11 protein-coding genes are annotated in these 23,494 nt (G+C 74.3%); 8 read left to right on the forward strand and 3 right to left on the reverse strand.

What is annotated here, in order from left to right; genetic code table 11:
- The first annotated feature begins 2 nt into the window (after positions 1-2).
- Genes HCJ92_RS02540 through HCJ92_RS02555 form a run of 4 tightly spaced genes read left to right on the forward strand, consistent with a single transcriptional unit; the run spans position 3 to position 4,748 of the window.
- Complete coding sequence (locus HCJ92_RS02540; protein WP_167931717.1) at positions 3-1,517, forward strand: ABC transporter substrate-binding protein; 1,515 nt, start codon at positions 3-5, stop codon at positions 1,515-1,517.
- Entirely contained in the window at positions 1,514-2,491 is a 978-nt protein-coding gene (locus HCJ92_RS02545) for an ABC transporter permease (protein ID WP_338053981.1), read from the forward strand. Before HCJ92_RS02540 ends, HCJ92_RS02545 begins: the two co-directional genes overlap by 4 nt.
- Positions 2,488-3,309 carry an ABC transporter permease subunit gene (locus HCJ92_RS02550; protein WP_167931718.1) on the forward strand — a complete coding sequence of 274 codons (822 nt, stop codon included), beginning with the start codon at positions 2,488-2,490 and terminating at the stop codon, positions 3,307-3,309. The genes HCJ92_RS02545 and HCJ92_RS02550 overlap by 4 nt, the downstream gene beginning before the upstream one ends.
- The gene (locus tag HCJ92_RS02555) at positions 3,306-4,748 is read left to right on the forward strand and encodes an ATP-binding cassette domain-containing protein (RefSeq protein WP_167931719.1); all 1,443 of its coding nucleotides are present in this window, start codon (positions 3,306-3,308) and stop codon (positions 4,746-4,748) included. Before HCJ92_RS02550 ends, HCJ92_RS02555 begins: the two co-directional genes overlap by 4 nt.
- 80 nt (positions 4,749-4,828) lie before the next feature.
- On the opposite strand, the gene HCJ92_RS02560 is transcribed toward HCJ92_RS02555, so the two are convergent.
- Together HCJ92_RS02560 and HCJ92_RS02565 are read right to left on the reverse strand one after the other, a co-directional pair.
- Positions 4,829-5,095 (reverse strand): 4Fe-4S domain-containing protein, encoded by a 267-nt coding sequence (locus tag HCJ92_RS02560; RefSeq protein ID WP_167931720.1) that lies wholly within the window; start codon positions 5,093-5,095, stop codon positions 4,829-4,831.
- Positions 5,092-6,810 carry a (2,3-dihydroxybenzoyl)adenylate synthase gene (locus tag HCJ92_RS02565; RefSeq protein WP_167931721.1) on the reverse strand — a complete coding sequence of 573 codons (1,719 nt, stop codon included), beginning with the start codon at positions 6,808-6,810 and terminating at the stop codon, positions 5,092-5,094. The genes HCJ92_RS02560 and HCJ92_RS02565 overlap by 4 nt, the downstream gene beginning before the upstream one ends.
- 137 nt (positions 6,811-6,947) lie before the next feature.
- Here HCJ92_RS02565 and HCJ92_RS02570 point away from each other — a divergent pair, with 137 nt between their 5' ends.
- From HCJ92_RS02570 to HCJ92_RS02585, 4 genes are read left to right on the forward strand one after another with little or no spacing between them, the layout of a single operon-like run.
- A complete protein-coding gene (locus HCJ92_RS02570) occupies positions 6,948-13,541 on the forward strand; it encodes an amino acid adenylation domain-containing protein (RefSeq protein WP_338053982.1) in 6,594 nt (2,197 codons plus the stop codon).
- Positions 13,538-19,021 carry a non-ribosomal peptide synthetase gene (locus HCJ92_RS02575; RefSeq protein WP_167931722.1) on the forward strand — a complete coding sequence of 1,828 codons (5,484 nt, stop codon included), beginning with the start codon at positions 13,538-13,540 and terminating at the stop codon, positions 19,019-19,021. The genes HCJ92_RS02570 and HCJ92_RS02575 overlap by 4 nt, the downstream gene beginning before the upstream one ends.
- Positions 19,018-20,145: an NAD(P)H-binding protein gene (locus HCJ92_RS02580; protein ID WP_167931723.1), complete on the forward strand. Its 1,128-nt coding sequence runs from the start codon at positions 19,018-19,020 to the stop codon at positions 20,143-20,145. Before HCJ92_RS02575 ends, HCJ92_RS02580 begins: the two co-directional genes overlap by 4 nt.
- Complete coding sequence (locus tag HCJ92_RS02585) at positions 20,142-22,100, forward strand: Gfo/Idh/MocA family oxidoreductase (RefSeq protein ID WP_167931724.1); 1,959 nt, start codon at positions 20,142-20,144, stop codon at positions 22,098-22,100. Before HCJ92_RS02580 ends, HCJ92_RS02585 begins: the two co-directional genes overlap by 4 nt.
- Here HCJ92_RS02585 and HCJ92_RS02590 read toward each other — a convergent pair.
- Positions 22,090-23,316 (reverse strand): cytochrome P450, encoded by a 1,227-nt coding sequence (locus tag HCJ92_RS02590; RefSeq protein ID WP_167931725.1) that lies wholly within the window; start codon positions 23,314-23,316, stop codon positions 22,090-22,092. The two genes, HCJ92_RS02585 and HCJ92_RS02590, sit on opposite strands and share 11 nt — an antisense overlap.
- Positions 23,317-23,494 lie beyond the last annotated feature (178 nt).

Genomic DNA, 23,494 nt, shown 5'->3' on the forward strand with positions numbered 1-23,494 from the left:
CCGTGAGTGAACTGTCCCGTCGAGGATTTCTGGGGATCGGAGCCGTTGCCGCGGCCGGCCTGTCCGGTCTGCTGACGGCCTGCTCCGCCGAACCCGCCGCACCCTCCGGCGGCAGCGCGGCCACCACGCTCCGCGCGGCGTTCGCCGGCGGCGGTAGTGCCGAAACGCTGAACTACTTCGTGGGCCCGTCCGCGCTCGACTTCGTCCGCGCACGACTCGTCCATGCGCCGCTCGGCGCCATCGACCCCGCACAGCCCGACGGAGTGAGCCTCGGGGCGCTGGAGTCGATCGACATCGACGACGACCTCACCTCCTACACCCTGCGGCTACGGGAGGCGCTCACCTTCTCCGACGGTTCCCCGGTCACCTCCGACGACCTGCTCTACTCGCTGCGCGCCCCCGACGAACTGCAGGGACTACCGTTCACCCGGCTCGTCGGACGCGGATTCGACCTCTCCGCCGCGAAGAGACTCGACGCACGCACCGTGAGGCTGCCCACGGCGAGCCCCATCGCGGACGGCCGCCTGTTGCTCTGCCAGAGCATGCTGGTCATCAAGGACGGCACGACCGAATTCAGTCCCCGCACTCCCTCCTGCGGGCCCTACCTCATCGAGGGCTTCGAAGCCGGGCAGCAGACCGTGCTGCGTCGCAACCCCGACTGGTTCGGGGACGGGAACGGGCCCGACGAGATACACCTGCTCTCCATCAGCGACGCGGAGGCTCGCGTCAACGCCCTCCGGGGAGACGCCGCCGACTTCGTCAGCGGAGTGTCGCCCTACAGCGCTCAGAGCCTCGCCGAAGAGAGCGGCTTCGAGGTCAGCGCGGGCGAAGCGCCCTATCTCTCGAACCTGCGCTTCGAGATGAACCTGGAGCACGAGCCCTTCCGTGACGAGCGAGTCCGCCGAGCGTTCCGTCTCGCGGTCGACCGTCAGGCAGTCGTCGACACGGTGTACTTCGGGCGCGCGGCGATCGGCAACGACGTGCCTGCCATCGGGTTCCCGAGCTACGACTCCTCGTTGGAACAGCGCCTCCACGACCCCGACGAGGCGCGGCGGTTGCTGCGCGCGGCCGGTCACGACGGCATGTCGGTCGAACTGACCGCCGGGCCGGAACTTCCCGGCATGGTCGAGACGGCCACTCTCATCGTCGAGAATCTGCGCGAGATCGGCGTCCGGGCGACTCTCGTGGAGCTGCCCGCCGGTCAGCTCTACGCCGACTACGAGGCGTACCAGCAGCTCCCCTTCGCCGCCGGTTACAACCCGCCCGCCCCCTTCGAGGCCAACCACACGCCGGGCACCTTCCCGGAGGTCGACACGCTGGTGGCGACCGCTCGCAGCGCACCTGACGCGGCACAGCGCACCGATGCCTCGCATCGCGCCCAGCAGCTGCTGTGGGAGCAGGGCAACCAGATCATCCCCGTGTTCGTCCCCACGGTGGACGCCCACACCGACCGGCTGAGCGGCGTGCGGCATCTCCAGTTCCCCGACCTCTCCGCCGCGCGCCTCGCCTCGGCGTGACCCACTTCCTCCTGGTGCGTGTCGGCACCGCGCTGGCGACCATGGCACTGCTCTCGGCCGCGCTGTTCCTGGCCACCGACGCGCTGCCCGGAGACGCGGCGGGCACGGCAGCAGGCGCGGACGCCACCGCCGGGGAGCGGGCCGAACTTCGCGAGAGGCTGGGCCTGGACCGGCCCGTCGTCGAGCGGTACCTGGCGTGGTTGGGGGACTCCCTCACCGGCGACCTGGGCCGGTCCGCCGCGGCCGGGCGGCCGGTGGGGGAGATGCTCGCCTCCCGCTTCGGGAGCTCGGTGCTGCTGGTGGCGACCGCCGTCGCGTGCATCGCCGTGGCCGCGACGGTGCTCGGACTGCTCGCCGGTCTGCGGTCGGGGCGGCCGGTGGACCGCCTGGTGTCGTCGGGGACCGTGACGCTCCTGGCACTGCCGGAGTTCCTGCTGGCGACCGCCCTGCTGGCCGTGTTCGCCCACGGCGCCGGGCTGCTTCCCGCGGTGTCGCTGATCCCGCTCGGCGACAGCCCATGGCAGCATCCGCAGGCACTGGTCCTGCCCGTCGCGAGCCTGTTCCTGGCGGGAGTAGGGATCGCCACGCGACTGCTGCGGGCTGCCGTGGCGACCGCGGCGGAGAGCCCCGCGGTGGAGCAGGCCCGGCTGTCGGGCGAGAGAGGGCCCCGCCTCGCCTGGTCCTACGTGCTGCCGGCCGCCGCCCCGGCCGTCCAGGGACTGGCGGTCACCACCGCCGGCCTGCTGGGCGGCAGTCTGGTGGTGGAGACCTTGTTCAACTACCCCGGCGTCGGCAGTGAGCTGGCGCGGGCCGTCGCCTACCGGGACACCGCCGTGGTGCAGGGGTTCGGCCTGGCACTCGCCGGGACCGCCCTCCTGGTACTCCTCCTCGGTGACCTCGTGTCGGGCCTGCTCGACGTGCGGTCGCGTTCCGCGTCCGCCACCGGCCTCCGCGGCGAGCGGAGGCTCAGGTGACCCGCTCCGGGCCGCGGCGGCTGCTGCTCGTGCTCCTGGTTCTTCTCACCGCGCTGGCGCTGATCGGGCCGTGGCTGCCGTTGTCCTCACCGACGGAACGGATCGCCGCGCCCTTCCAGCCTCCGGGCGCCGGCCACCTGCTGGGCACGGACTTCCTGGGACGGGACGTCCTCGCGAGGACGGCACACGGAGGGCGCACCCTGCTGCTGCAGGCACTGGCGGCGACCGCGCTGGGCAGCGCCGTGGGGCTGCTGATCGGAACCCTCGCCGGCCTGGCCCGCCGCGGACCCCTCACCTGGCTGCTGCGGCTGGTCGACGGCGTCGCGGCCGTCCCGGGTCTGCTGGTCGTCCTGCTGACAGCCGCGGGCAGCCCCGGCAGCGACCTCGCCGTGCTCGTCGCGGTGACCCTGGTCAGCGTCCCGTTCTCGGTGCGCGTCATCGGCACGGCCACCGCACGGCTCACCGAACTCGGCTACGTGCGGACGGCGCTGGCGCGCGGCGACGGCAGACTCGACGTGGCCCGGCGCGACATCCTGCCCAACATCGCCCGCGAGGCCTGGGCCGAGGCGGGGCTGCGCTTCATCGCGGCCACCCAACTCTGCGCCACCGCCGGCTTTCTCGGCCTCGGTGCCCCCGCACCCGAGGCCAACTGGGGCCGCCTGGTTCGGGAGAACGCAGCAGGAGCCGCCGCCCAACCCTGGGCGACGCTTGCCCCGGCCTTCCTCCTGGTGCTGCTGGCCCTCGGCACCACGCTGCTCGCCGACCGCCTCACCGCACCCGCCCGTCCGCAGCACCCCCCGCAAAGGACTCCTTCGTGAACCTCGTCGACGTCACACGGCTGGAGCTGACCTCCGCCGACGGCGTGGTGCTCGCCGACTGCTCGCTGACGATCCGCCCGGGGGAGCGGGTCGGCCTGGTGGGCCGCTCCGGGTCCGGTAAGACCGCCTTGGCGCACGCCCTGTTCGGACACACCAGGTCAGGGATCACCCGCACCGGAGGTTCGGTCCGGGTGGCCGGCCACGACCCCTTCACCACCGCCGGGGCGTGCCGGGTCCGGGGCCGCGCCGCCGCCTACGTGCCGCAGGACTGCGCGAGCGCCCTGCCCGCCGAACGACGGGTCGGATGGGTCCTGGACCGGGCCGCCCGACGGGCGGGCGTGCCGCGGGACGGGCTGCCGACCGCCCGTGAGGCGGTCATGGGCGACCTCGGGCTCGACCCCGGCCTCGCGCGGGCCTTCCCGCACCAGATCTCGGGAGGACAGGCGCAGCGCGTCGCGCTGGCCACCGCCCTGCTGGCCGGGTCGGAGCTCCTCGTGCTGGACGAACCCACGAGCGGCCTGGACGCGCGGGCCGCGGCCGAGCTGGTCCGGCTGCTGCGCCGAGGGGCCGGCGCGGTCGCGATGCTGCTGATCAGCCACGACCACGACATCGTCGCCGAGCTGACGACCCGCCGGCTGACCGTGGAGGCGGGAAGCCTCGGGGACGGCCCGCTCGACGGCCTCGACCGGCCCGGACCCCCGGCCCCGGAACCTCTCGCCGCGGTCCGCCTGCCCGCGGAACCGCCCCGTCCGGCCGGCGCCCCCCTGCTGCGTGCGGAGGGGGTCACCGCAGGCCACGGGGGCGAGCCGGCGCTGCGGGGGACCGACCTGGACCTGCGTGCGGGGGAGTGCGTGGCCGTGGTGGGGCCGTCCGGAGTGGGGAAGACGACGCTGGCGCGGGTGCTCGCGGGCGGCTTGGTGCCGGACGCCGGTCGGCTGTGGCTGCGGGAGGAGCCGTGCCCCTGGCCCGTCACCCGCCGACGCGGCGGGGACCGGCTGCTGGTGGCCCACGTCGACCAGGACAGCCGTGGTGCGCTCAACCCGCGGGAGACCGTCGCCGTCGCGCTGCGACGGGCGCGCCGCGCGGCCCTGCGGTGCGGCCTCGTTCCGGAGCCCGCGGCGGAGCTGTTGCGGGCCGTCGCGCTGCCGGCCACGGCTGCCGGGCGACTGCCCGGTGAACTCAGCGGCGGGGAACGGCAGCGGGTGAACCTGGCGCGGGCCCTCGCGGCGGCACCGCAGGTGCTGCTCTGCGACGAGGTGACCGCCTCGCTCGACCCGGAGACCGAGCAGCGGGTGCTGGCGCTGCTGGCGGAACTGCGGATCGAGCGAGACCTCGCGGTCCTGCTCATCACCCACCGCGCGGCGGTCGCCGCCACCGCCGACCGGGTGCTGGAGCTGCGTCACGGCCTGCTGGTGCCGCCCGCCCGCTCCCGGGACTGAGCGACCGTCGCCGCCTGCCCCGGCACGCGGGCGGGTCGGGGCAGACGTGTGGCGGCCTGTGTCATCGGCGCGAAGCGCCCCTACGCCGGGGCGCCTCCGCCGGGTGGGGGGCCGCCCGCGAGCTCGATGGCCCGGGCGGGGCAGCGGTCCACCGCGTCGCGGACGTCGTCCAGTTCGCCGGGGCCCGGGACGGGTGAGAGCAGCACCACCAGGCCGTCCTCGGTGCTCTGGTCGAAGACGGTCTCCGCCGCCAGCACGCACTGGCCCGAGCCGATGCAGGCGGTGCGGTCCACGAGGACGCGCGCGGCGGCCCCGCCCGGCGGGGCGGGCGACGCCTCCGGGGTCACGGCGTCCGCCCCGGCCCGCCACCGGTGGCGTCAGGGGTGCCGTTCTCCTGCAACCGCTGCCGCAGCGCGTTCTTGTCGATCTTCCCCACCGGGGTGAGGGGAAGTTCGGTGATCTCGTGCACCCGGTCCGGGGCCTTGTAGGCGGCCAGCCCGCGGTCGCGCAGGAAGCGGGCCAGCTCCCGCACTCCTGGGCCCGGCCCGTTGCACACCAGGAACGCCGCCGACCGCTCTCCGAGCTCGGTGTCGGCCACGGCCACCAGGGCCGCGGCCTCCACCGCGGTATGGGCCAGCAGGTGGCCCTCCACCTCGGTGGCGTCGATCTTCTCCCCGCCCCGGTTGATCTGGTCCTTGGCCCGGCCCACCACGTTCAGGTGTCCGGTGGGCAGTCTGCGCACCAGGTCGCCGGTGCGGTAGAAGCCGTCCGGGGTGAAGTGGCTGGCGGCGAGTTCCGGCGACCGGTAGTAGCCGCGCAGCGTGTAGGGGCCGCGGGTCAGCAGTTCCCCGGTCCGTCCGTCGGCCACAGGGGCGCCGTCACCGTCGACGACGAGTACCTCGTCCCCGGGGGAGACCGGCCGCCCCTGCGTGGTGCAGACGGTCTCCTCCGGGTCGTCGAGGCCGGTGAGGTTGAGGAGCCCCTCCGCCATGCCGAAGACCTGCTGCAGTCGGCAGCCGAGGGAGGGGCCGACCCGGCGGGCGAGGTCGTCGGCCAGCCGCGCGGCCCCCACCTGGAGGACAGCGAGGGAGGACAGGTCGTGGCCGCCCTCCTCCGCCTCACGCAGCCAGTGCGGCACCAGCGGCGGGTTGACGGCCGTGATCGTGACGCCCTCCCGTTCGACCAGCGCCAGCGCGGTGGCGGGGTCCGGACTCGGACAGACCACGACCGTGCCCCCGGCCTGCAGCGTTCCCAGGATGCCGGGGCAGCTCATCGTGAAGTTGAAGGCGATCGGCAGGACCGCGAGGTACACCGAGGCGGGCCCCAGACGGCAGACCCCGGCTGCCGCGCGGGCGTTGTAGCCGTAGTCCTGATGGGTGCGCGGGATGAGTTTCGGCGTTCCCGTCGTCCCGCCCGACAGCAGCAGCAGGGCGAGGTCGTCGGCGGCTACCGACGCCTCTGCGGGCACGGGGTGGGACGCCTCCGCACCCAGCAGGCTTTCGAACCGCACCATTCCCGTGTGGCCGCCCGGGTCGCCCACGACAACGGTGTGCCGCAGCGCCGGGTGCGCGGCGGCGAGGTCGGCCGCCGGCCGGCGGTGGTCGTACCGGGCGTGCCGGTCCGGGAAGACGTAGCCGACCGCCCCGGTCACGCGGACCAGGTGGGTCAGTTCCTGCCGGCGGTGTCCCGGCAGCGCGTGGACGGGGACGGCGCCGAGCCGCTGGAGCGCGAACCAGAGCAGGACGAACTCGGCCTGGTTGGGCAGCTGGACGATGACGCGGTCGCCGCGGCGCAGTCCGAGCCGGTACAGGGAGCCGTGCAGTGCGGCCACGTCCGCCGCCAGCCGCGCGTAGGTCCAGCGGCGGTCACCGTCGACCAGCGCCATCGCGTCCGGCCGCAGGGCGGCCTGGTGGGCGGGGATGTCGCCGAGCGACTCGTCTCTCCAGTACCCCGCGGAGCGGTACCGCTCCGCGGCCTCCGCGGGCCAGCCGGGCCAGTTGGGGGAGGGCGGCCGGTCCTGTCCCTCGGGTGGGTCCGGTGTCGTCGCTGGGGTCGTGGTCATGCGTCCTCTCCGCGGTGGGTGCGGCGGGTGTGGTGGGAGTCGGTGGCATCCCTCGGCGTCGTGGGACTAGGTTAAGGTACTTGAACATGATTGTCATTTGAAATACTGTCGGCTGGGCGAGGGAGGACTGGAAGCTCGTGAACGACGTACCTGCACCCGACCGTGTACGACCGGGGGAGTCGGAGGTGCTCGCGGCAGTGGCCGCGGCGTTGGGGATCCCCGCGGAGGAACTGGGCCCGGAAACAGACCCGTTCGACCTGGGGATCGACTCCCTGGCGCTGATACGCCTCACTGCCGCCTGGCGGCGGCAGGGCGTCGCCATCGGGTACGAGGAGCTGGCCGAGGCGGCGACTCTCCGCGACTGGGTTTCCGCTCTTGCCCAAGCACCCGCGGCGCCGGCAACACAGGCGAACTCGAAGGCGGTGCCCGCACCCGCCGAGGTGCCGGAACGGGCCCTCCCGGAGGAACCGGCCAAGGACACGGAGGCCTTCCCGCTCGCGGCCATGCAGCACGCCTACTGGATCGGGCGCCAGGACGACCAGCCGCTGGGCGGCGTGGGCGCGCACTTCTACGTCGAACTCGACGGCTCCGCAGTCGACCCCGACCGGCTCGCGACGGCGGTCACCGCCCTGCGCCGCCGCCACGACATGCTCCGGGTGACCGTGCTCGACGACGGACGCCAGCACACCCGAGCCGCACCCGCGCAGCCCGCCGTCACCGGCCACGACCTCACGGCCCGCACCGCCGCGGAGCGCGAGCGCGAACTCACCCGGCTGCGCGACCTCGGGACCCACCGGCGCATGGACCCCGAGCAGGGCGAGGTCTTCGACGTGGCCCTGACCCTTCTCCCCGAGGGCCGCACCCGGCTGCACCTCGACCTCGACATGGTCGGGGCCGACGCAGCCAGCATGCGCGTCGTCCTGGCGGACCTCCGCCACCTCTACGAACAGCCGGAGGTGCCGCTGCCCGAACCGGGCACCACCTACCGCGACTACCTCCGGGAAACCCGGGAACGCCGCCGGGAAGACGTCGCGTCGGCACGGGAATGGTGGCGCGGCCGGCTGGAGGGTCTCAGCGCCCCGCCCCGCCTCCCCACCGTGGCCGACCCGCTGGACCCGGCCGCCCGCGACCCGCACCACCACCGCACGGTGCGCCACCACCACCACCTGTCCGCCGAGCGGAAGCAGTTGCTGCTCGACCACGCCAGGCGACACCGGCTCACGCCCACCGCGGTGCTGGCCACCGCCTTCGCCGAGACCCTCGCGGCCTGGAGCGCCGAACCCCGCTTTCTCCTCAACCTGCCGCTCTTCCACCGCGACCTGGCTCACCCGGGCACCGAACTCCTCGTCGGCGACTTCAGCAGCTCCGTCCTGCTGGACATCGACCTGACCCGCCCGCAGCCGTTCGCGGACACCGCACGCACCGTCCAGGCCGAACTCCGCCGCACCATCGCGCACGGCGCGTACTCCGGCGTCGACGTGCTGCGCGACCTCTCCCGTGCGTCCGGCGGCGCCCCCGTGCTCGCCCCCGTCGTGTACACCAGCGCCCTCGGCATGGGAGAGGTCTACGACCGCCCGGTCCGCGAGACGTTTGGCGAGCCGTCGTGGATCATCTCCCAGGGTCCGCAGGTCTGGCTGGACGCCCAGGTCACCGAACTCGACGACGGCATCCTGCTGAACTGGGACGTCAGGGAGAGCCTGTTCGCTCCCGGTGTCCCCGCCGCCGCGTTCGACGCCTACCGCTCACTGGTCGAAGGACTCCTCGACGACGAGCAGGCCTGGACGCGGCCCGTCGGCTCCCGACTGCCCGCCGAGCAGGCCGCGGTCCGCGACCGGGCCAATGCCACCGACACGGCCGTCGCGCCCCGACTGCTGCACGAGGGCTTCCACCGGGCCGCCGACGCACAACCCCGGGCCGTCGCGGTGATCGACGAGACCGGGCAGCCCCACACCTACCGGGAACTGCGGGACCGCGCCGGCCGCGTCACCGCGCTCCTCCTCGCCTCCGGGGTGCGACAAGGCGACTCGGTCGCCGTCCGTCTTCCCCGCGGCGTCGGCCAGGTCGCCGCCGTGCTGGGCGTCCTCGGCGCCGGTGCCTGCTACGTGCCCGTCGGCACCCACCAACCCGCCGACCGGGCCACTCGCGTCCTGCGCGCCGCGAAGGTCGCGGCCGAGCTGACCGACCGCCCCGCGGCGGGAACCCCCGACGGCTCCCACCAGGTCCTCGCCCTCGCGGACGCCGCCGCCCACGAGCCCGCGGCGCCCCTGCTCGACCACCCCGGCACCGACACCGCCTACACCATCTACACCTCGGGCTCCACCGGCGTGCCCAAGGGGGTCGACGTCTCCCACGGAGCGGCGATGAACACCCTCACCGCCCTCAACGACCGGTTCGCCGTCGGAGCGGAGGACCGCGGGCTTGCGCTCGCGGAACTCGACTTCGACATGGCGGTCTACGACCTGTTCGGCCCGCTCTCGGCCGGCGGCTCGGTCGTCCTGGTGGAAGAGGCCGCCCACCGCGACCCGCAGCACTGGGCGAAGTTGATCCGCGAGCACGGGGTCACGCTCGTGAACTGCGTGCCGGCGCTGCTGGACATGACCCTCACCGCCGCCGAGGCCGACCCCGCGGGCATCGGCGGGAGCCTCCGGCTGGTCCTGCTGGGCGGCGACCGGGTCGGGCCCGACCTCTTCGGGCGACTGCGCGCGCTCGCCCCCGCGGCCAGGTTCGTCGCCCTCGGCGGGATGACCGAGGCGGCGGTGCACTCCACCGTCCACGAGGTCGACCACACCCTGCCCGACGGGGCGCCCGTCCCCTGGGGCGTCCCGCTGCCGAACATGCGGGCCCGGGTGGTGGACGCCCGCGGCCGGGACTGCCCCGACTGGGTCCCGGGCGAACTGTGGCTCAGCGGCGCCGGGCTCGCCGACGGCTATCGCGACGACCCGGAACGCACCTCCCGCGCTTTCGTCCACCACGGCGGCAGGCGCTGGTACCGCACCGGGGACCGCGCCCGGTACCACGGCGACGGGACACTGGAGTTCCTCGGCCGCGTCGACCACCAGGTCAAACTCCGAGGCCACCGCATCGAGCTCGGTGAGGTGGAGGCGGCGGTGACCGGTCGGCCGGACGTCGCCGGCGCGGTCGCGCTGCTGACCGCCGGCCCGGTCCAGCTCGCGCTGGTCGTCGGGGGTGTCACCGACACACCACCGCCCGCCGTGGACGCGTTGCGGGAGGAGCTGACCCGAACACTGCCGGGATACATGGTCCCCACCCGCATCGAGGTCGTCCCCCTGCTGCCGCTGACCGCCAACGGGAAACCCGACCGCCGACGGGCCGCGCAGCTCCTCGCCGATTCCGCGCCCACCCCCTCCGTGACCCACCAACCCCCCGTGGGCTGGGCCGAGACGACGCTGGCCGAGGTCTGGTCCCAGCTGCTGGGCGCCACCCTGGTGGGCCGCGACGACGACTTCTTCACCCTCGGCGGCGACTCGCTGCTCGCCACCCGCACCATCGCGGCTCTCCGCGAGCGGGGCGCCGGCGGGGCCCGGGTCGCGCGCCTGTTCACCCTGCCCCGGCTCGCCGACTTCGCCGCGACCCTCACCCGCGGTGCGAACCGCGAACAGTCCCTCGGCGCCGGCGACACCGCCCGCCGCCACGAACCGTTCCCGCCGACCGACGTGCAACGCGCCTTCTGGATCGGCCGCGACGACCGGCTGCCGCTCGGCGGGGTCGGCACCTACCACTACAGCGAGTTCGACGGGGCCGACGTCGACCTGCCGCGGGTCGAACACGCCTGGCACCACCTCGTCGCGCGCCACGAGATGCTCCGCGCCGTCTTCGACGACGACGGCCGCCAGCGCATCCTTCCCGACGTGCCGCCCTACACCATCGCCGTGACCGAGGTCGACCCCGGCACCGACCCCACCGCGGCGCTCGACGCGCTGCGGCACGAGTCGTCCCACCGACGCCTCGACCCCACCCGCTGGCCCCTGTTCGACCTGCGCGCCGTCCGCTACCACCGCGACGGGCAGACTCGCACCCGCCTCGCCGTCGGACTCGACTACCTGGTGCTCGACGGAGCGTCCATCATGGCGCTCTACGCCGAACTCGACGCGCTCCACACCGACCCCGCGACGCAGCTGCCGCCCGTCGACATCTCCTTCCGGGACTACGTCCTCGACATCGTCCCGGAACGCGCGGCCGTCGAACGGGCCCGCGCCTACTGGCTGCGCCGGCTCGACGACCTGCCCCCCGCCCCCGAACTCCCGCTCGCGGGCGACCCGGGAGCCGTCACCCGGCCCCGGTTCACCCGCCGCGACCGCCCCCTGCCCGCCGACCGCTGGCAGGCGATCCGCGACCGCGCACGCACCGAGGGACTCACCCCGTCGGTCGTCCTGCTGCTCTGCTACGTCGAGGTACTGGCGTCCTGGAGCGACCAGGACGGCGTAACGGTGAACCTCACCCTGTTCAACCGGCTGCCGGTCCACCCCCACATCGACCGCCTGGTCGGCGACTTCACCTCGGTCTCCCTCATCGGCCACCGGCCCCGCCCCGGCGAGAGCTGGCTCAAGGCGGCGCACCGGCTCCAGGCAGTGATGGGTGAGGACCTGGACCACCGGGAGGCCTCCGCCATCTGGCTCATGCAGGAACTCGCCCGGCGCACCGGCACGGTGGAGGCCGCGATGCCCGTCGTCTTCAGCAGCACCGTCGGGGTCGGCGACCGGGCGACCAAGGACCTCAGCGGATCTTTCCCCGCCAAGGTCTTCGGCATCACCCAGACGCCCCAGGTCATGCTCGACAACCAGGTGACCGAGTCCGCCGGCGGCGTCATGGTCAGCTGGGACGCCGTGGAGGACCTGTTCCGCCCCGGCGTCCTCGACGCCATGTTCGACGCCTACTGCCGCATGCTCCACCGGCTCGCGGACGAGCCCTGGAGCGACGGCCCCCTCCCCGCTGTGCTGCCGCCCCGGCACCCGGCGGCCGAGGAACCGGCGGCGGCCGACCGGCCCACCGCCGGTCCGCTCCACCTCGACGTGCTGCGCCACGCCGGGACCGACCCGGAGCGGGCCGCGCTCATCACCTCCGAGGGCCGCACCGTCGGCTACGGGGAGCTCGCCCAGCGCGTCTCCCTCCTCACCGGCGGGCTGCTGCGGCACGGTGTCCGCCCCGGGGACACCGTCGCTCTCCGACTCCCCGTCGGCGTCGACCAGGTGACGGCCGTTCTGGGCATCCTGGGTGCGGGGGCGGCGTGCCTCCCCCTGCCGTACGCGGCGGAGGAGGCCGTCGAGCCGCCGGCCGGCGCCGCCCTCGTCGTCACCGACCTCCGCCCCGGTTCACCGACCGGACCCGCACACCTCCGTCCGGACGAGCTGACCCGCGGGGCGGACCCCGCCCCGCCCGTCGCGTCGGACCCGGACGCCCCGGCCTGGGTCCGGCTCACCGCGGACGGACCGCTCGTCTTCGGGCACGCGGCCGTGGCCGACGCCCTGGCCGAGCTGCGCGACCTCCTCGCGCTCAGCGCCGACGACCGCGGCCTCGCCCTGTCGCCACCCGACACCGCCGGGGCCGTGCTCGACCTCTTCGGCCTGCTGGGCACCGGCGCCTCCCTGATCCTGCCGAACACCACGGAGCAGGAGGACCCCGCGGCGGCGGCCCGGCTCGGCGCCCGGCACCGAGCCACCGTCTGGAACGGAACGCCGCTGCAACTGGACCGCCTGCTCCCGCACTCCGGCGCCGACCCGGCCGTACGCATCGCCGCGGTCTCCGGCAGCAGGGTCGGCCACGACCTCCCCGCCCGCCTCCGCGCACGGTTGGGTGCCGGCCTTCGGACGGTCACCCTCGCCCCCGTGCCCGGCACGCCGCTGTGGGGCCTTGCCCACGAACCGCCGGCCACGCGGCCCGACGGCGGTCTCCCGGCCACCGCGGGCCGCCCACTGGGCGGCGTCCGGTACCGGGTCGCCGACCCGGCAGGACGGGACCGCCCCGACTGGGTGTCGGGCGAGCTGTGGCTGGCCTGGCCCGCACACGGCACTCCGCAGGGCACACCGCCCGAACGGCTCACGACGACCGACGGCACCCGCTGGTACCGCACCGGCACCCGGGCGCGCCACCGCCCCGACGGCACGCTGGAACTGCGCGCCGTTCACGGGCTGCTCCCGGGAGCCGGCGGCCGTGCGGTCGACCCGTACGACGTCGAGACCCTGCTGGAGAGCCACCCGGCGGTCGACCACGCCGTCCTCGTCGCCACCGGACCGGCCTCCGACCCCCGCTCCCACGCGGTGGTCGTGCCGGGCGGCATCCGGACCGCGGAACTGGCCCGACACCTGGAGGCGCACCTCCCCGCGCACGCCGTCCCCTCCCGGATCACCAGCCTCGACTCGCCGGACCACCTGCCCGCCACCCCCCGCGGCGAGGTCGACCGCGTCGCACTCGCCGACCTGCTGAACGCGGACCAGGACACCGGCGGCCCGCCGAGGACCCCCACCGAGCACCGCGTCGCGGAGCTCTGGTCCCGCCTCCTCGACACCGCACCACCCGACCGCGACACCAACTTCTTCGCGGCCGGCGGCGACAGCCTCATCGCGCTGCGGCTGGTGGGGGCCGCCAACGAGGAGTTCGGCACGGACATCCCCGTCCGGGCCTTCCTCGCCGCGTCCACCCCCGCCGAGCTCGCGGCCCGGATCAACGACATGCAGACCGACCACACGGCAGACGAAGAAAGCGGAGAGATATGAGAGCGCAGGAGATCGTCGCGGAGTTCGAGCGACACGGCATCCGGCTCTGGGAGGAGGAGGGGAAGCTGCGGTTCCGGGCGCCCCACGGCGCCCTCACCGACGACCGGCGCGCGCTGCTGCGCACACGCCGCCAGGAGGTGCTCGACCACCTCGTCGAGCGGGCCCGCGCCACCGAACTCGTGCCCGACCCGGCCGCCGCCCACGAGCCGTTCCCCCTGACCGACATCCAGGCCGCCTACCTGGTCGGCCGCGGCAGCGCCTACGGCTACGGCGGCGTCGCCTGCCACGTGTACACCGAACTCGCCTACCCGGCCGACACCGACCCCGCCCGGCTGAACGACGCGTGGTGGGCGACGGTCGCCCGCCACGACATGCTGCGGGCCGTCGTGCACCCCGACGGCTCCCAGGAAGTGCTGCCGAGCATCCCCGAGACCCCGGTCCCCGTCCGCGACCTGCGCGGAGCCGCTCCCGCCGCCGTTGAGCGCCGGGTGGAGGAGGTCCGGGAGGAACTCGCCTCGCGCGTCCCGCCGACCGACCGCCCGCCGCTCTTCGAGCTCCGCATGACGCAGTGCGACGACGCCCTACTGCTGCACCTCTCCGTCGACCAGCTCATCGTCGACTACGCCAGCCTGCTGGTGGTGCTCGCCGAACTCGAGGACGCCTACCACGGCCGGGCGCTGCCCCCGCTCACGCTGGGCTTCCGCGACTACGTCCTGGCGCGCCGCCGCCAGACCCTCACCACCGAGTACAACCGCCACCGCGACTACTGGATGCGCCGGCTGCCCGACCTGCCGGGCGCCCCCGAACTCCCCATGGCGGCCGACGGTACCGGCAACCCCGTACAGCCGGGCCCGTTCCGCCGCTACGAGACGGTGATGGGAGCAGAGCAGCGCGCCGCCTTCGAGGCAAGGGCCGCGGAGCTGCGGCTCCCGCTCTCCGCCGCCGCGCTGACCGCCTTCGCCGAGGTCGTGGGCCGGTGGAGCCGAAACACCGCCTTCACCCTCAACCTGCCGACCTTCACCCGGCTCCCCCTGCACGAGGACGTCGACCGCCTCGTCGGCGACTTCACCGCCGTCGAACTCCTCGCCGTCGACCTCGGCACCGAACTGGCCTTCGCCGACCGGGTCCGGGAACTCAGCGCCGACCTGCTGGAGGACCTCGCGCACTCCCTGTTCACCGGCAGTCAGGTCCTGGGCGAGATGGCACGCCTGCGCGGGTCGCAGACCCTGCTGATGCCGATCGTGTTCACCAGCACCCTCGGCTCCGCGACCATGCGGCAGCCCGAGGCGGCGGTCCGCCACGCCCAGACCCAGACCCCGCAAGTCTGGATCGACTGCCAGGTGATGGAACGGGGCGACGGCCTGGCCCTCAGCTGGGACGTGCGTGAGGGCGTCCTCGCTCCCGGCGTCGCGGACGACCTGTTCGACGCCTTCACCACCCTGATGCGCCGCCTGGCCGACGACGCCGACGCCTGGTCCGCGCCCGCGCGCATCGACCTCCCCGAGCGCACCCGCGCCGTCCGCGCCCGGATCAACGACACCGCCGCGCCGCTGCCCCGCGCTCTCCTCCACGAACCCGTCCTCGCCGCCGCGCACAGCACCCCCGAGCGCACCGCCGTCCTGGACCAGGGACGCGAGGTCTCCTACCAGGAGCTCGTCGCCCGCGCCAACGGCGTCGCACGCGCCCTGACGACCACGGGTGTCACCCCCGGCCAGGTCGTCGCCGTGACCATGGACAAGGGATGGGAGCAGGCCGCGGGAGTGCTCGGTGTGCTGCTGGCCGGCGCCGCCTACCTGCCGCTCGACACCACCCAGCCGCCGCGCCGCCGCGCCGCGATCCTCGCCGACGCCGACGCCCGCGCGGTCCTGACCCAGTCCTGGCTCCTCGACGAGGCGGCGTCGGGCCACACCCTCCCCACCCTCCCGGTCGACGCGGTCCCCGCCCACGACACCGAGGTGCCGTCTCCCGACCGCCACCCCGACGACCTGGCCTACGTGATCTACACCTCCGGCTCCACCGGCGCGCCCAAGGGGGTGATGATCTCTCACGCCGCCGCCCTCAACACGGTCCAGGACATCAACCGCCGCTTCGCGGTCACGGAGGAGGACCGCGTCCTGGCCCTGGCACAGCTGGGCTTCGACCTCTCCGTCTACGACCTGTTCGGCCCGCTGTCGCGCGGCGCCACGGTCGTCATGCCCGACCCGGAACGCCGGGGCGACCCCTCCAGCTGGGCCGAGACGGTGCGCCGGGCCGGGGTGACCGTCTGGAACTCCGTCCCCGGGCAGCTGCAGATACTCCACGACTACCTCCGGGCCGACGACCCGCCGATGCCCTCCCTGCGCCTCATGCTGCTCTCGGGCGACTGGATTCCCGTCACCCTCCCCGAGGCCGTCCGCCGCTGGGCCCCCGCCGCGGCCGTCCAGAGCCTCGGCGGCGCCACCGAGGCGTCGATTTGGTCGATCCACCACCCGGTGACCGCCGCCGACGCAGCGCGGCGCAGCATTCCCTACGGCACGCCGCTGGCCAACCAGACCTTCCACGTGCTGGACGCCGCGCTGCGCGCACGCCCCGACCTCGTCACCGGGGACCTCCACATCGGAGGGGCGGGTCTGGCACAGGGCTACCTCGGCGACGCCGAGCGCACCGCCGCCGCCTTCATCGAACACCCCGTCACGGGCGAGCGCCTGTACCGCACCGGCGACCTCGGCCGCTACCACCCCGACGGCCGGATCGAGTTCCAGGGGCGCGCCGACACCCAGGTGAAGATCCGCGGCTACCGCATCGAACTCGGTGAGATCCAGGCGACCGTCGAGTCGCTCCCCGGCGTGGGGGCCGCAGCCGTGGTCGTCACCGGCGGACGCGCGGACGGCGGAACACCGGCGCCGCGCGCACTGACCGCCTTCGTCGAACCCGCGCACCTGCCGGAGACACCCCCGGTTCCGGAGGAGTTCGCGGCCACGGTGGCACGGACGTCCGGCACCGCCCTCGGAGCCGTCGACCTCGCGGCGCTCACCGCGTTCCGCTCCGCCACCGACGAGGCCGCGCTGTCCGCCATGACCGAGGCGCTGGCCCCCGCCTTCGCCGAGGGCGAGCCGCGGACGGCCGCCGAGGTGTGCGAGCGCCTCGGCGTCCTCCCCGAACACCACCGGCTCGTCCGCCGGTGGCTGCGGGGCCTGGTCGCCGCCGGCCGCATCGTCAGGGACCCGGACGGCGGCCACCGCGAGCCGGCCGTTCCCGCGGCGGGCGAGACCGAGCAGCTCTGGGAGACCGCCGCCGCCCGTGAACGCGAAGCGCGGTGGAGCACCGAGCTGTTCGCGATGGTCCGCGGCTGCGCGGGTGTGCTGCCCGACCTGCTCACCGGCCGTGCCGACCCGGCGGCCCTGCCGTTCGCCGGCGCCTCGGCCGAGGCGCTGCACGCCGCCTACACCGCCAACCCCGCAGCCCGCGCCCTGCACCAGGTACTGGTCGCGGGCGTCACCGAACTGGCCCGCGGGCGCTCCGCGGACTCGCCGCTCCGGCTGATGGAGGTCGGCCTCCGCGGCGGCGGCGCCGTCACGGAGCTCCTCCCCGCACTCGGGGACGCACCGGTCGACTACCTCGCCACCGATCCTTCCGCCCGTCACCGGGCGCCGGTGGAGCAGCGCCACGCGGACGACCCCCGCGTGCGCTGCGCGGCGTTCGACCCCGCTCTCGACCCCGCCGAGCAGGGAGTCGAGCCCCACTCCGTGGACGTGCTCATCTGCGTCGGCGTGCTGGACAACCTGCCCGACGTCCCCGCGTCGCTGGCGCGGCTGCGCACCCTGGTGGCTCCGGACGGCTGGCTGGTGCTGCTCCAGAACTCCGACGACGACGACCACGCCCTGCGGGTCTCGACCGAGTTCCTTCCCGAGCACGCCGGCCCATTCACCGACGTCCGCGCCGACGGCGAGCAGTCCTTCCTCACCGCGGACCAGTGGACCGCGCTCCTCTCCGCCGGAGGAGGCAGGATCGCCGCCGAGGTACCCGCCGACCCGGATGCGGCAGCCGCTCTCGGCCGCCGCCTGTACTTCGTCCAGCCCACCCCGGCGCGCGCCCGCGTCGAGTCGACGCTCCTCGCCCGCGACTGCGCGGAACTGCTCCCGGAGTACTCCGTCCCCACCCGGTGGCAGCTGGTCGACACCCTGCCGCGGACCGCCAACGGCAAGCTCGACCGGGCGCTGCTGCAGGCCCGCGCCGACCGCGAGGACCGGCAGCCCGACGCCCGCGAGGACGGCCGACCGCGCGACGCCCTGGAGACCGCCGTCGCGGCACTCTGGGCCGAACTGCTCGACGTCCCGGAGGTCGGTCGGGACGACGACCTCTTCGACCTCGGCGGTGACTCACTCCTCGTCGCCCGCATCGTCGGACGTCTCCGCGACGGGCTGGACGGCCTCGACGGCACCGAGTGGGACCTGGAATGGGAGGTCGTCCTGCGCCACCTGCTGCGCCGACCCACCGTCGCCGGGCTCGCCGGGTACCTCCGCGAGGTCTCGGCCGACCAGCAGGGCGCGGCGGCGGCGACCTCACCGGTCGTCGAACTGATCACGCCGCAGCCCGACGCGCCGGTCACCGTCCTCGTCCACGCAGGCACCGGCACCCTCCTCCCGTACCGTCCCCTGGTCACCGCGATACGCGCCGCAGCACCGGGCGGCAACGGCCTGGTGGGCCTGGAGATACCCGAGCTGGACGAGTTCCTCAACGCCGACCCCGACGGACTGATCGACCGGCAGGCGGCGCGATACGCCCGCGCACTGCTCGACACCGGCACCACCGCCTTCGACGTCGTCGGCTACTGCGTGGGCGGCGTCATCGCCACCGAAGTGGCACGCGGCCTCGCCGAAGCAGGCGCCACGGTGCGCAGCCTGACCGTCATCAGCAGCCACAGCCCCACCTTCCGCATGGACGACGAGCTGCTCTCCGAGTACTCCTTCGCGCTGATGATGGGGATGGACCTCGCGCACATCGGGTTCCCCGCCGACTCCGACCGGGTGGGCGCCGCAGTCGGAGCCGTGCTCCGCCGGACGCCCGACGCCATCGAGGACGGCGCCCTCACCGACCTCGGCGGGGAGTTCTCCGACATCGCCGAGGCGTTCGCCCGACTGGAAGCACTCCCCCGCATGGCCCGCGTCACCCGCATGTGCGAGGCGCTGCCGCCCGCTCTGGAGGGCACCTACCAGCCCGAGGGCCTGCTGCGGGCGCTGCGCACCTACCAGCAGAGCACCTACGCCCTGAGCCGGCACCGCGCCGAGCCGTACCCGGGGGACATCACCTTCCTCCGCCACAACGGCGCCTACCCCTTCCCCGGCAGCGCGGACACCATCACCGACCACTGGGCGAAGATCTGCCTGGGCGACCTGGAGAGCCGAGAGATCGCCGGCGAACACTTCACCTGCATGACCGGGGAACACGTCCCCGCCGTCCACGCCCACCTGCGCGCCGTCATCGAAGGGAGCACCCCGTGATCGGCATTCTGGGCGCGTCCGGTGCGGTCGGGCGCCACGCCACCGCCGCCCTCGCCGCCGACGGCCCCCTGCGACTCGGCGCACGCCGCACGGACGCGCTGCGAAGGCACGCCCGGACCGATGACGAGGTCCGCGAGGTCGACGCGACGGACCCCGACTCCCTCGCGGCGTTCTGCGCGGGCTGCCACATCGTCCTCAACTGCGCCGGCCCCAGCTACGCACTGAAGGAGACCGTCGCGCTGGCTGCGCTGGCCGCCGGTGCCGACTACGTCGACGTCCTGGGGGACGACCCGGTGCACGAGGCGCTGACGGCGACCGGGCCCGTGCCGGCGGGCCGGTCCGCCGTGCTCTCCGCCGGAACCGTCCCCGGACTGTCCCGGCTGGCGCACCGGCTCCTGACGGAGTCAGCTGCCGGGGACCGCACCCGCCCGACCCGGCTCGTCGCGCACGCCGGCGGCCTGGAGCACGCCACCGGCACCGTCGCCGCCGACATCCTCCTGTCGCTGCGTGTCGGCGGCGCCGGCGGCGAGCCCTACGGCCATCCCCTCGCCGCCTGGCGGAAGGGGCGGCGCGTGCCGCGCGCGCTGCGGATCGAGGAGAGCGCCGAGGTGCCGTACTTCCCGTCACCCGTCGCGCGGCAACCGCTGCTGACGGCAGAGGTCGAGCGCGCCGCCCGGGCCGAGGGACTCGACGACGCCGAGTGGTACAACGTCTTTCCCGGCAGCCAGGTCCGCGCCCTGTTCTCCGCGCTCCCCACGCTGCCGGCGGACACCCCCGAGCAGCGCGCCGAGCTGATCGACCGGATCGTCCGAGCCGGTGCCACGGACCTCGCCGGCGCCGAACCGTACTACCGGCTCGTCCTCACCCTCTCCGGCACGGAGCAGTGGCGCACCCTCGTGGTGCGCACGGACGACAGCTACCGGCTCACGGCGGCCGTGGCCGTTCAGGCCGTGCGAGCCCTGGCCGCGGGCGGGATCGCCCCCGGCGTGCACTTCGCTGGCGAAGTGCTCGACCCCGCCCCGACCATCGCTGCGCTGGAGCGCGACGGGGCGGGGGAGTTCCTGATCCACGAGGGCGCGGCGGACGCCGGCAGCCACGGCGACTTCGAGGACGGTCAACTGTGAGTACCTCGCGCAGCCCGCTGCGCACGGTGGTGGCCGGCACCAACTTCGGCCGCTTCTACGTCGACGCGGTGAGCGCCCACCCCGACCTGGAGCTCGCCGGCATCCTCGCCACCGGCAGCCCGCAGTCCCGCGCCCTCGCCCGCCGTCACGGCGTGCCCTGCTGGACCGCGCTCGACCAGCTCCCCGACGACCTCGGCCTGGCGTGCGTGGTGGTGCCCTCCGCCGTCATGGGCGGGCAGGGCACGGAGCTGGCGCAGGCGCTCCTGCGCCGGGGGGTGCACGTGCTGCAGGAGCACCCCCTGCACCCCGACGAGCTCGCGGAGACCCTGCGCGTCGCCCGGCGCGGCAGGATGCAGTACCGGGTCAACACGCACTACCCGCATGTCGAACCGGTGCGTGCCTTCCTCGACGCGGCTCGGCGGCTGCGCGCCGAGCAGCGGGTGCTGCACGTGGACGCGGCGTCACCGGTGCACGTGCTGGCGCCGCTGGTCGACATCCTGGGGCGCGCCCTGGGCGGACTCCGCCCCTGGCGGCTGGCGGAGGTCTCCCCAGGGGCGGACGGCTCCGGGGGCGGGGCGCCCGTCCGCGCGCTGCAGGGCACGATCGCCGATGTGCCGACCACCCTGCGGGTGCAGAACCAGATCCATCCCGGGGACCGTGACAACCACGCGCTGTTCTGGCACCGTGTCGCGGTCACGACCGAAGGGGGCGTCCTCACGCTGGCGGACACCCACGGCCCGGTGCTGTGGCACCCCCGGATGCACTCGCCGCGTGACGAGGGGCACCGGCTCGTGTTCCGCTCCGGCCCGGACGCACCCTGGCTGCGGCTCCCGACGAGCTCCGTCGTCGCCGGCGCGCCCGACGGGCACAGCTTCGACGAGGTCTTCTCCGAGCTGTGGCCGGCTGCCGTGACGCGAGCGCTCGACGGCGTTCTGGAAGCGATCCGCGACGACGTGGACGTACTGCGGGAGTCCCGGCACGACCTGGCCGTCTTTGGGGCCTGGCGCGACCTCATGGCGATCCTCGGTCCGCCGGAGCTGATCCGCCCGGCTGCCCCGAGAGTCCTGGCGGTCTCGGAGCTGGTGGGGCCGCCGACCGGGGTGCCCTCCGGCGGCGGTACCCGGCAGACCCTTGCCGACAAGGGGGACAGGGCGGAGCCGGCGGCTGCCACGCCCACCCCGCCCGCCGCCGACACGAACGCGCCGGGAGCCGGGTACACCCGGCCCGCCGAGTTCTTCGACCTGGGGGCGCAGGATCACACCGGGCGCACCGGGCCGGCGGTGGTCGCCTGCCTGAGGGGGCTCGACCCTGCGGCGGGGCCGCTGTTGGACATCGGTGCCGGCAGCGGTCTGGTCACCCGCCAGGTGGCGCTGGCTCACCCGGAGTGCGAGATCATCGCGGCGGAGCCCTCCGCCGGGATGCGGGCGGTGCTCGCCAGCCGGATGGCGGAGGATCCGCGCACCGCCGCGCGGGTGACCGTCGTACCGGAGGCCGCCGCCGACCTGGCGTTGCCCGACCGCATCAGCGGCGCGGTCGCCTGCGGCGTGCTCGGCCACCTCCCTCCGGACCAGCGCCGGTCGCTGCTGGAGAACCTGGCGGCTGCCCTCGCGCCCGGGGCGCCCCTGGTGGTCGAGCTCATGGGCCTGTACACCCCGATCGTCATGCCGCCGACCCGACTGCGCCAGGCCCGGCTCGGCAGCCAGCGCTACGAATGGTGGATGGCCGGCGAGCCTGCGGGGGAGGCGCTGATGCGACTGCGCACCACCTGGCGGGTGTTCGCCGGGGAGCGGCTGGTCCGCGAGGTGCGCGACTCCTACCTCTGGCACACGGTGACGCTGGAGCAGGTCGCCGAGGAGGCCGGGCTGCGGCTGGCGGCTCCGCCCGACGGCCACCGGGCCGCCGTCCCGCACCTCGGAGTGCTGCGAGGTGCGGAACGGGCGGTGCTCACCAGGTGACGAGGACCTGTTCCGGCCCGAAGGCGATCCCTTCGTGCCGGAACCGGACCGTGTGCAGGGGCGCCACGGCCCGCAGCGTCGGGATGCGGTCCACAAGGGTGCTGAGAGCGGTCACCAGTTCCAGCCGGGCGAGATTCTGACCGACGCACTGGTGAATGCCGTAGCTGAAAGCCACATGCTGTTTTCCCTGGCGATCCATGTCTATTGTCTCCGCTTCCTGAAAAACGGACTCGTCATGATTTGCTGAAGCCAACAAGGGGATAATTCCTTCGCCTGCAGGAATGACATGGTCTCCCACGTGTATGTCCTCGGTGGCAGTCCGCAGTGCGATGGAGTCCCCGACGGACAGAACGCGCAGGAGTTCTTCGACGGCGGCGGGGAACGCGGCCGGGTCGGCGCGCAGCCGCGCCAGCAGCCCGGGGTTCTCCAGCAGCGCCAGCACGCTCAGGGCGAGCTGGTTGGTGGTCGTCTCCCAGCCCGCCACGACCAGGATCGCGAGGGTGGTGACCAGCTCCTCCCGACTGATCTCGCCGGTGTGGAGCCGTTCGGTCACGAGCCGGCTCAGCATGTCGTCGCCGGGTGCCTGCTCACGGTCGGCGACCACCCCGTCGATCACGGCGGACAGCGCGCCGATGCCCTCCGCCGCGCCCTGCGCCGTGCTGGCGCCACCGCCGAACACCTGGGAGCCGAGAGTCCCGGTGATGCGCCGGAACCACGGGTCCGCCCGGCGGACGCCGATCAGTTCGCACATCACCGTGCTGGAAACGGTGTGCGCGAAGTGGGTCACGAGGTCCACCGGTGGTCCACCGGCCAGGAGCTCGTCGACCCGCTCGTCGACGATCCGCTGCACCCCGCGCCGCATGCGCCGGGTCCGCCGCACCGTCATCTCGGCGAGCAGCATCCGGCGGAACCGTGTGTGCTCGGGGGGATCCATCCGGATGAACGGGCGTGTCCTGGCGCCCACCTCCTGCTCGCCCGGGACCAGGGCGGGGAACTGCGGGTGCCGGACGTCCGCGCTGACCCGGGGGTCGGCCAGCACCGCCCGCACCTCCCGGTACCCCGTCACGACCCAGGCGCGACGGCCGGTGGGGAGCATCACCTGGGCCACCGGGCCCAGCCGGCGCAGTTCCGCGTACTCCTCCGGTGGGGAGAAGGGGCACCCGCGGGTCATCGGAAAGTTTCTCGGGGCGGTCTCGCCCGCATCGTGCTCGGTCATGGAGTTTCATTCCTTCGTGCGACGGTATCGGGCATCCTAAGCCGACGCATTGCTCGTTGCCAACGAAAACTTGACGCAGGGCCCTGTCGTATTCGACAGTGGTGGCCGAGGTCGCCGAGGTTGCGGAAATCGGGTTCGGTATCGCTCTTCCTCCGCCGCTCTGCGCCGCCGTGCCCGC

Source organism: Streptomyces spiramenti, assembly GCF_012034385.1.
GTDB classification, from domain to species: Bacteria; Actinomycetota; Actinomycetes; order Streptomycetales; family Streptomycetaceae; genus Streptomyces; species Streptomyces spiramenti.

Bases quoted from the DNA above. Each gene is read 5' to 3' on its own strand.
- HCJ92_RS02575 (WP_167931722.1), top strand. From the start codon at position 13,538: ATGAGAGCGCAGGAGATCGTCGCGGAGTTCGAGCGACACGGCATCCGG.
- HCJ92_RS02565 (WP_167931721.1), bottom strand. From the start codon at position 6,810: ATGACCACGACCCCAGCGACGACACCGGACCCACCCGAGGGACAGGAC.
- HCJ92_RS02590 (WP_167931725.1), bottom strand. From the start codon at position 23,316: ATGACCGAGCACGATGCGGGCGAGACCGCCCCGAGAAACTTTCCGATG.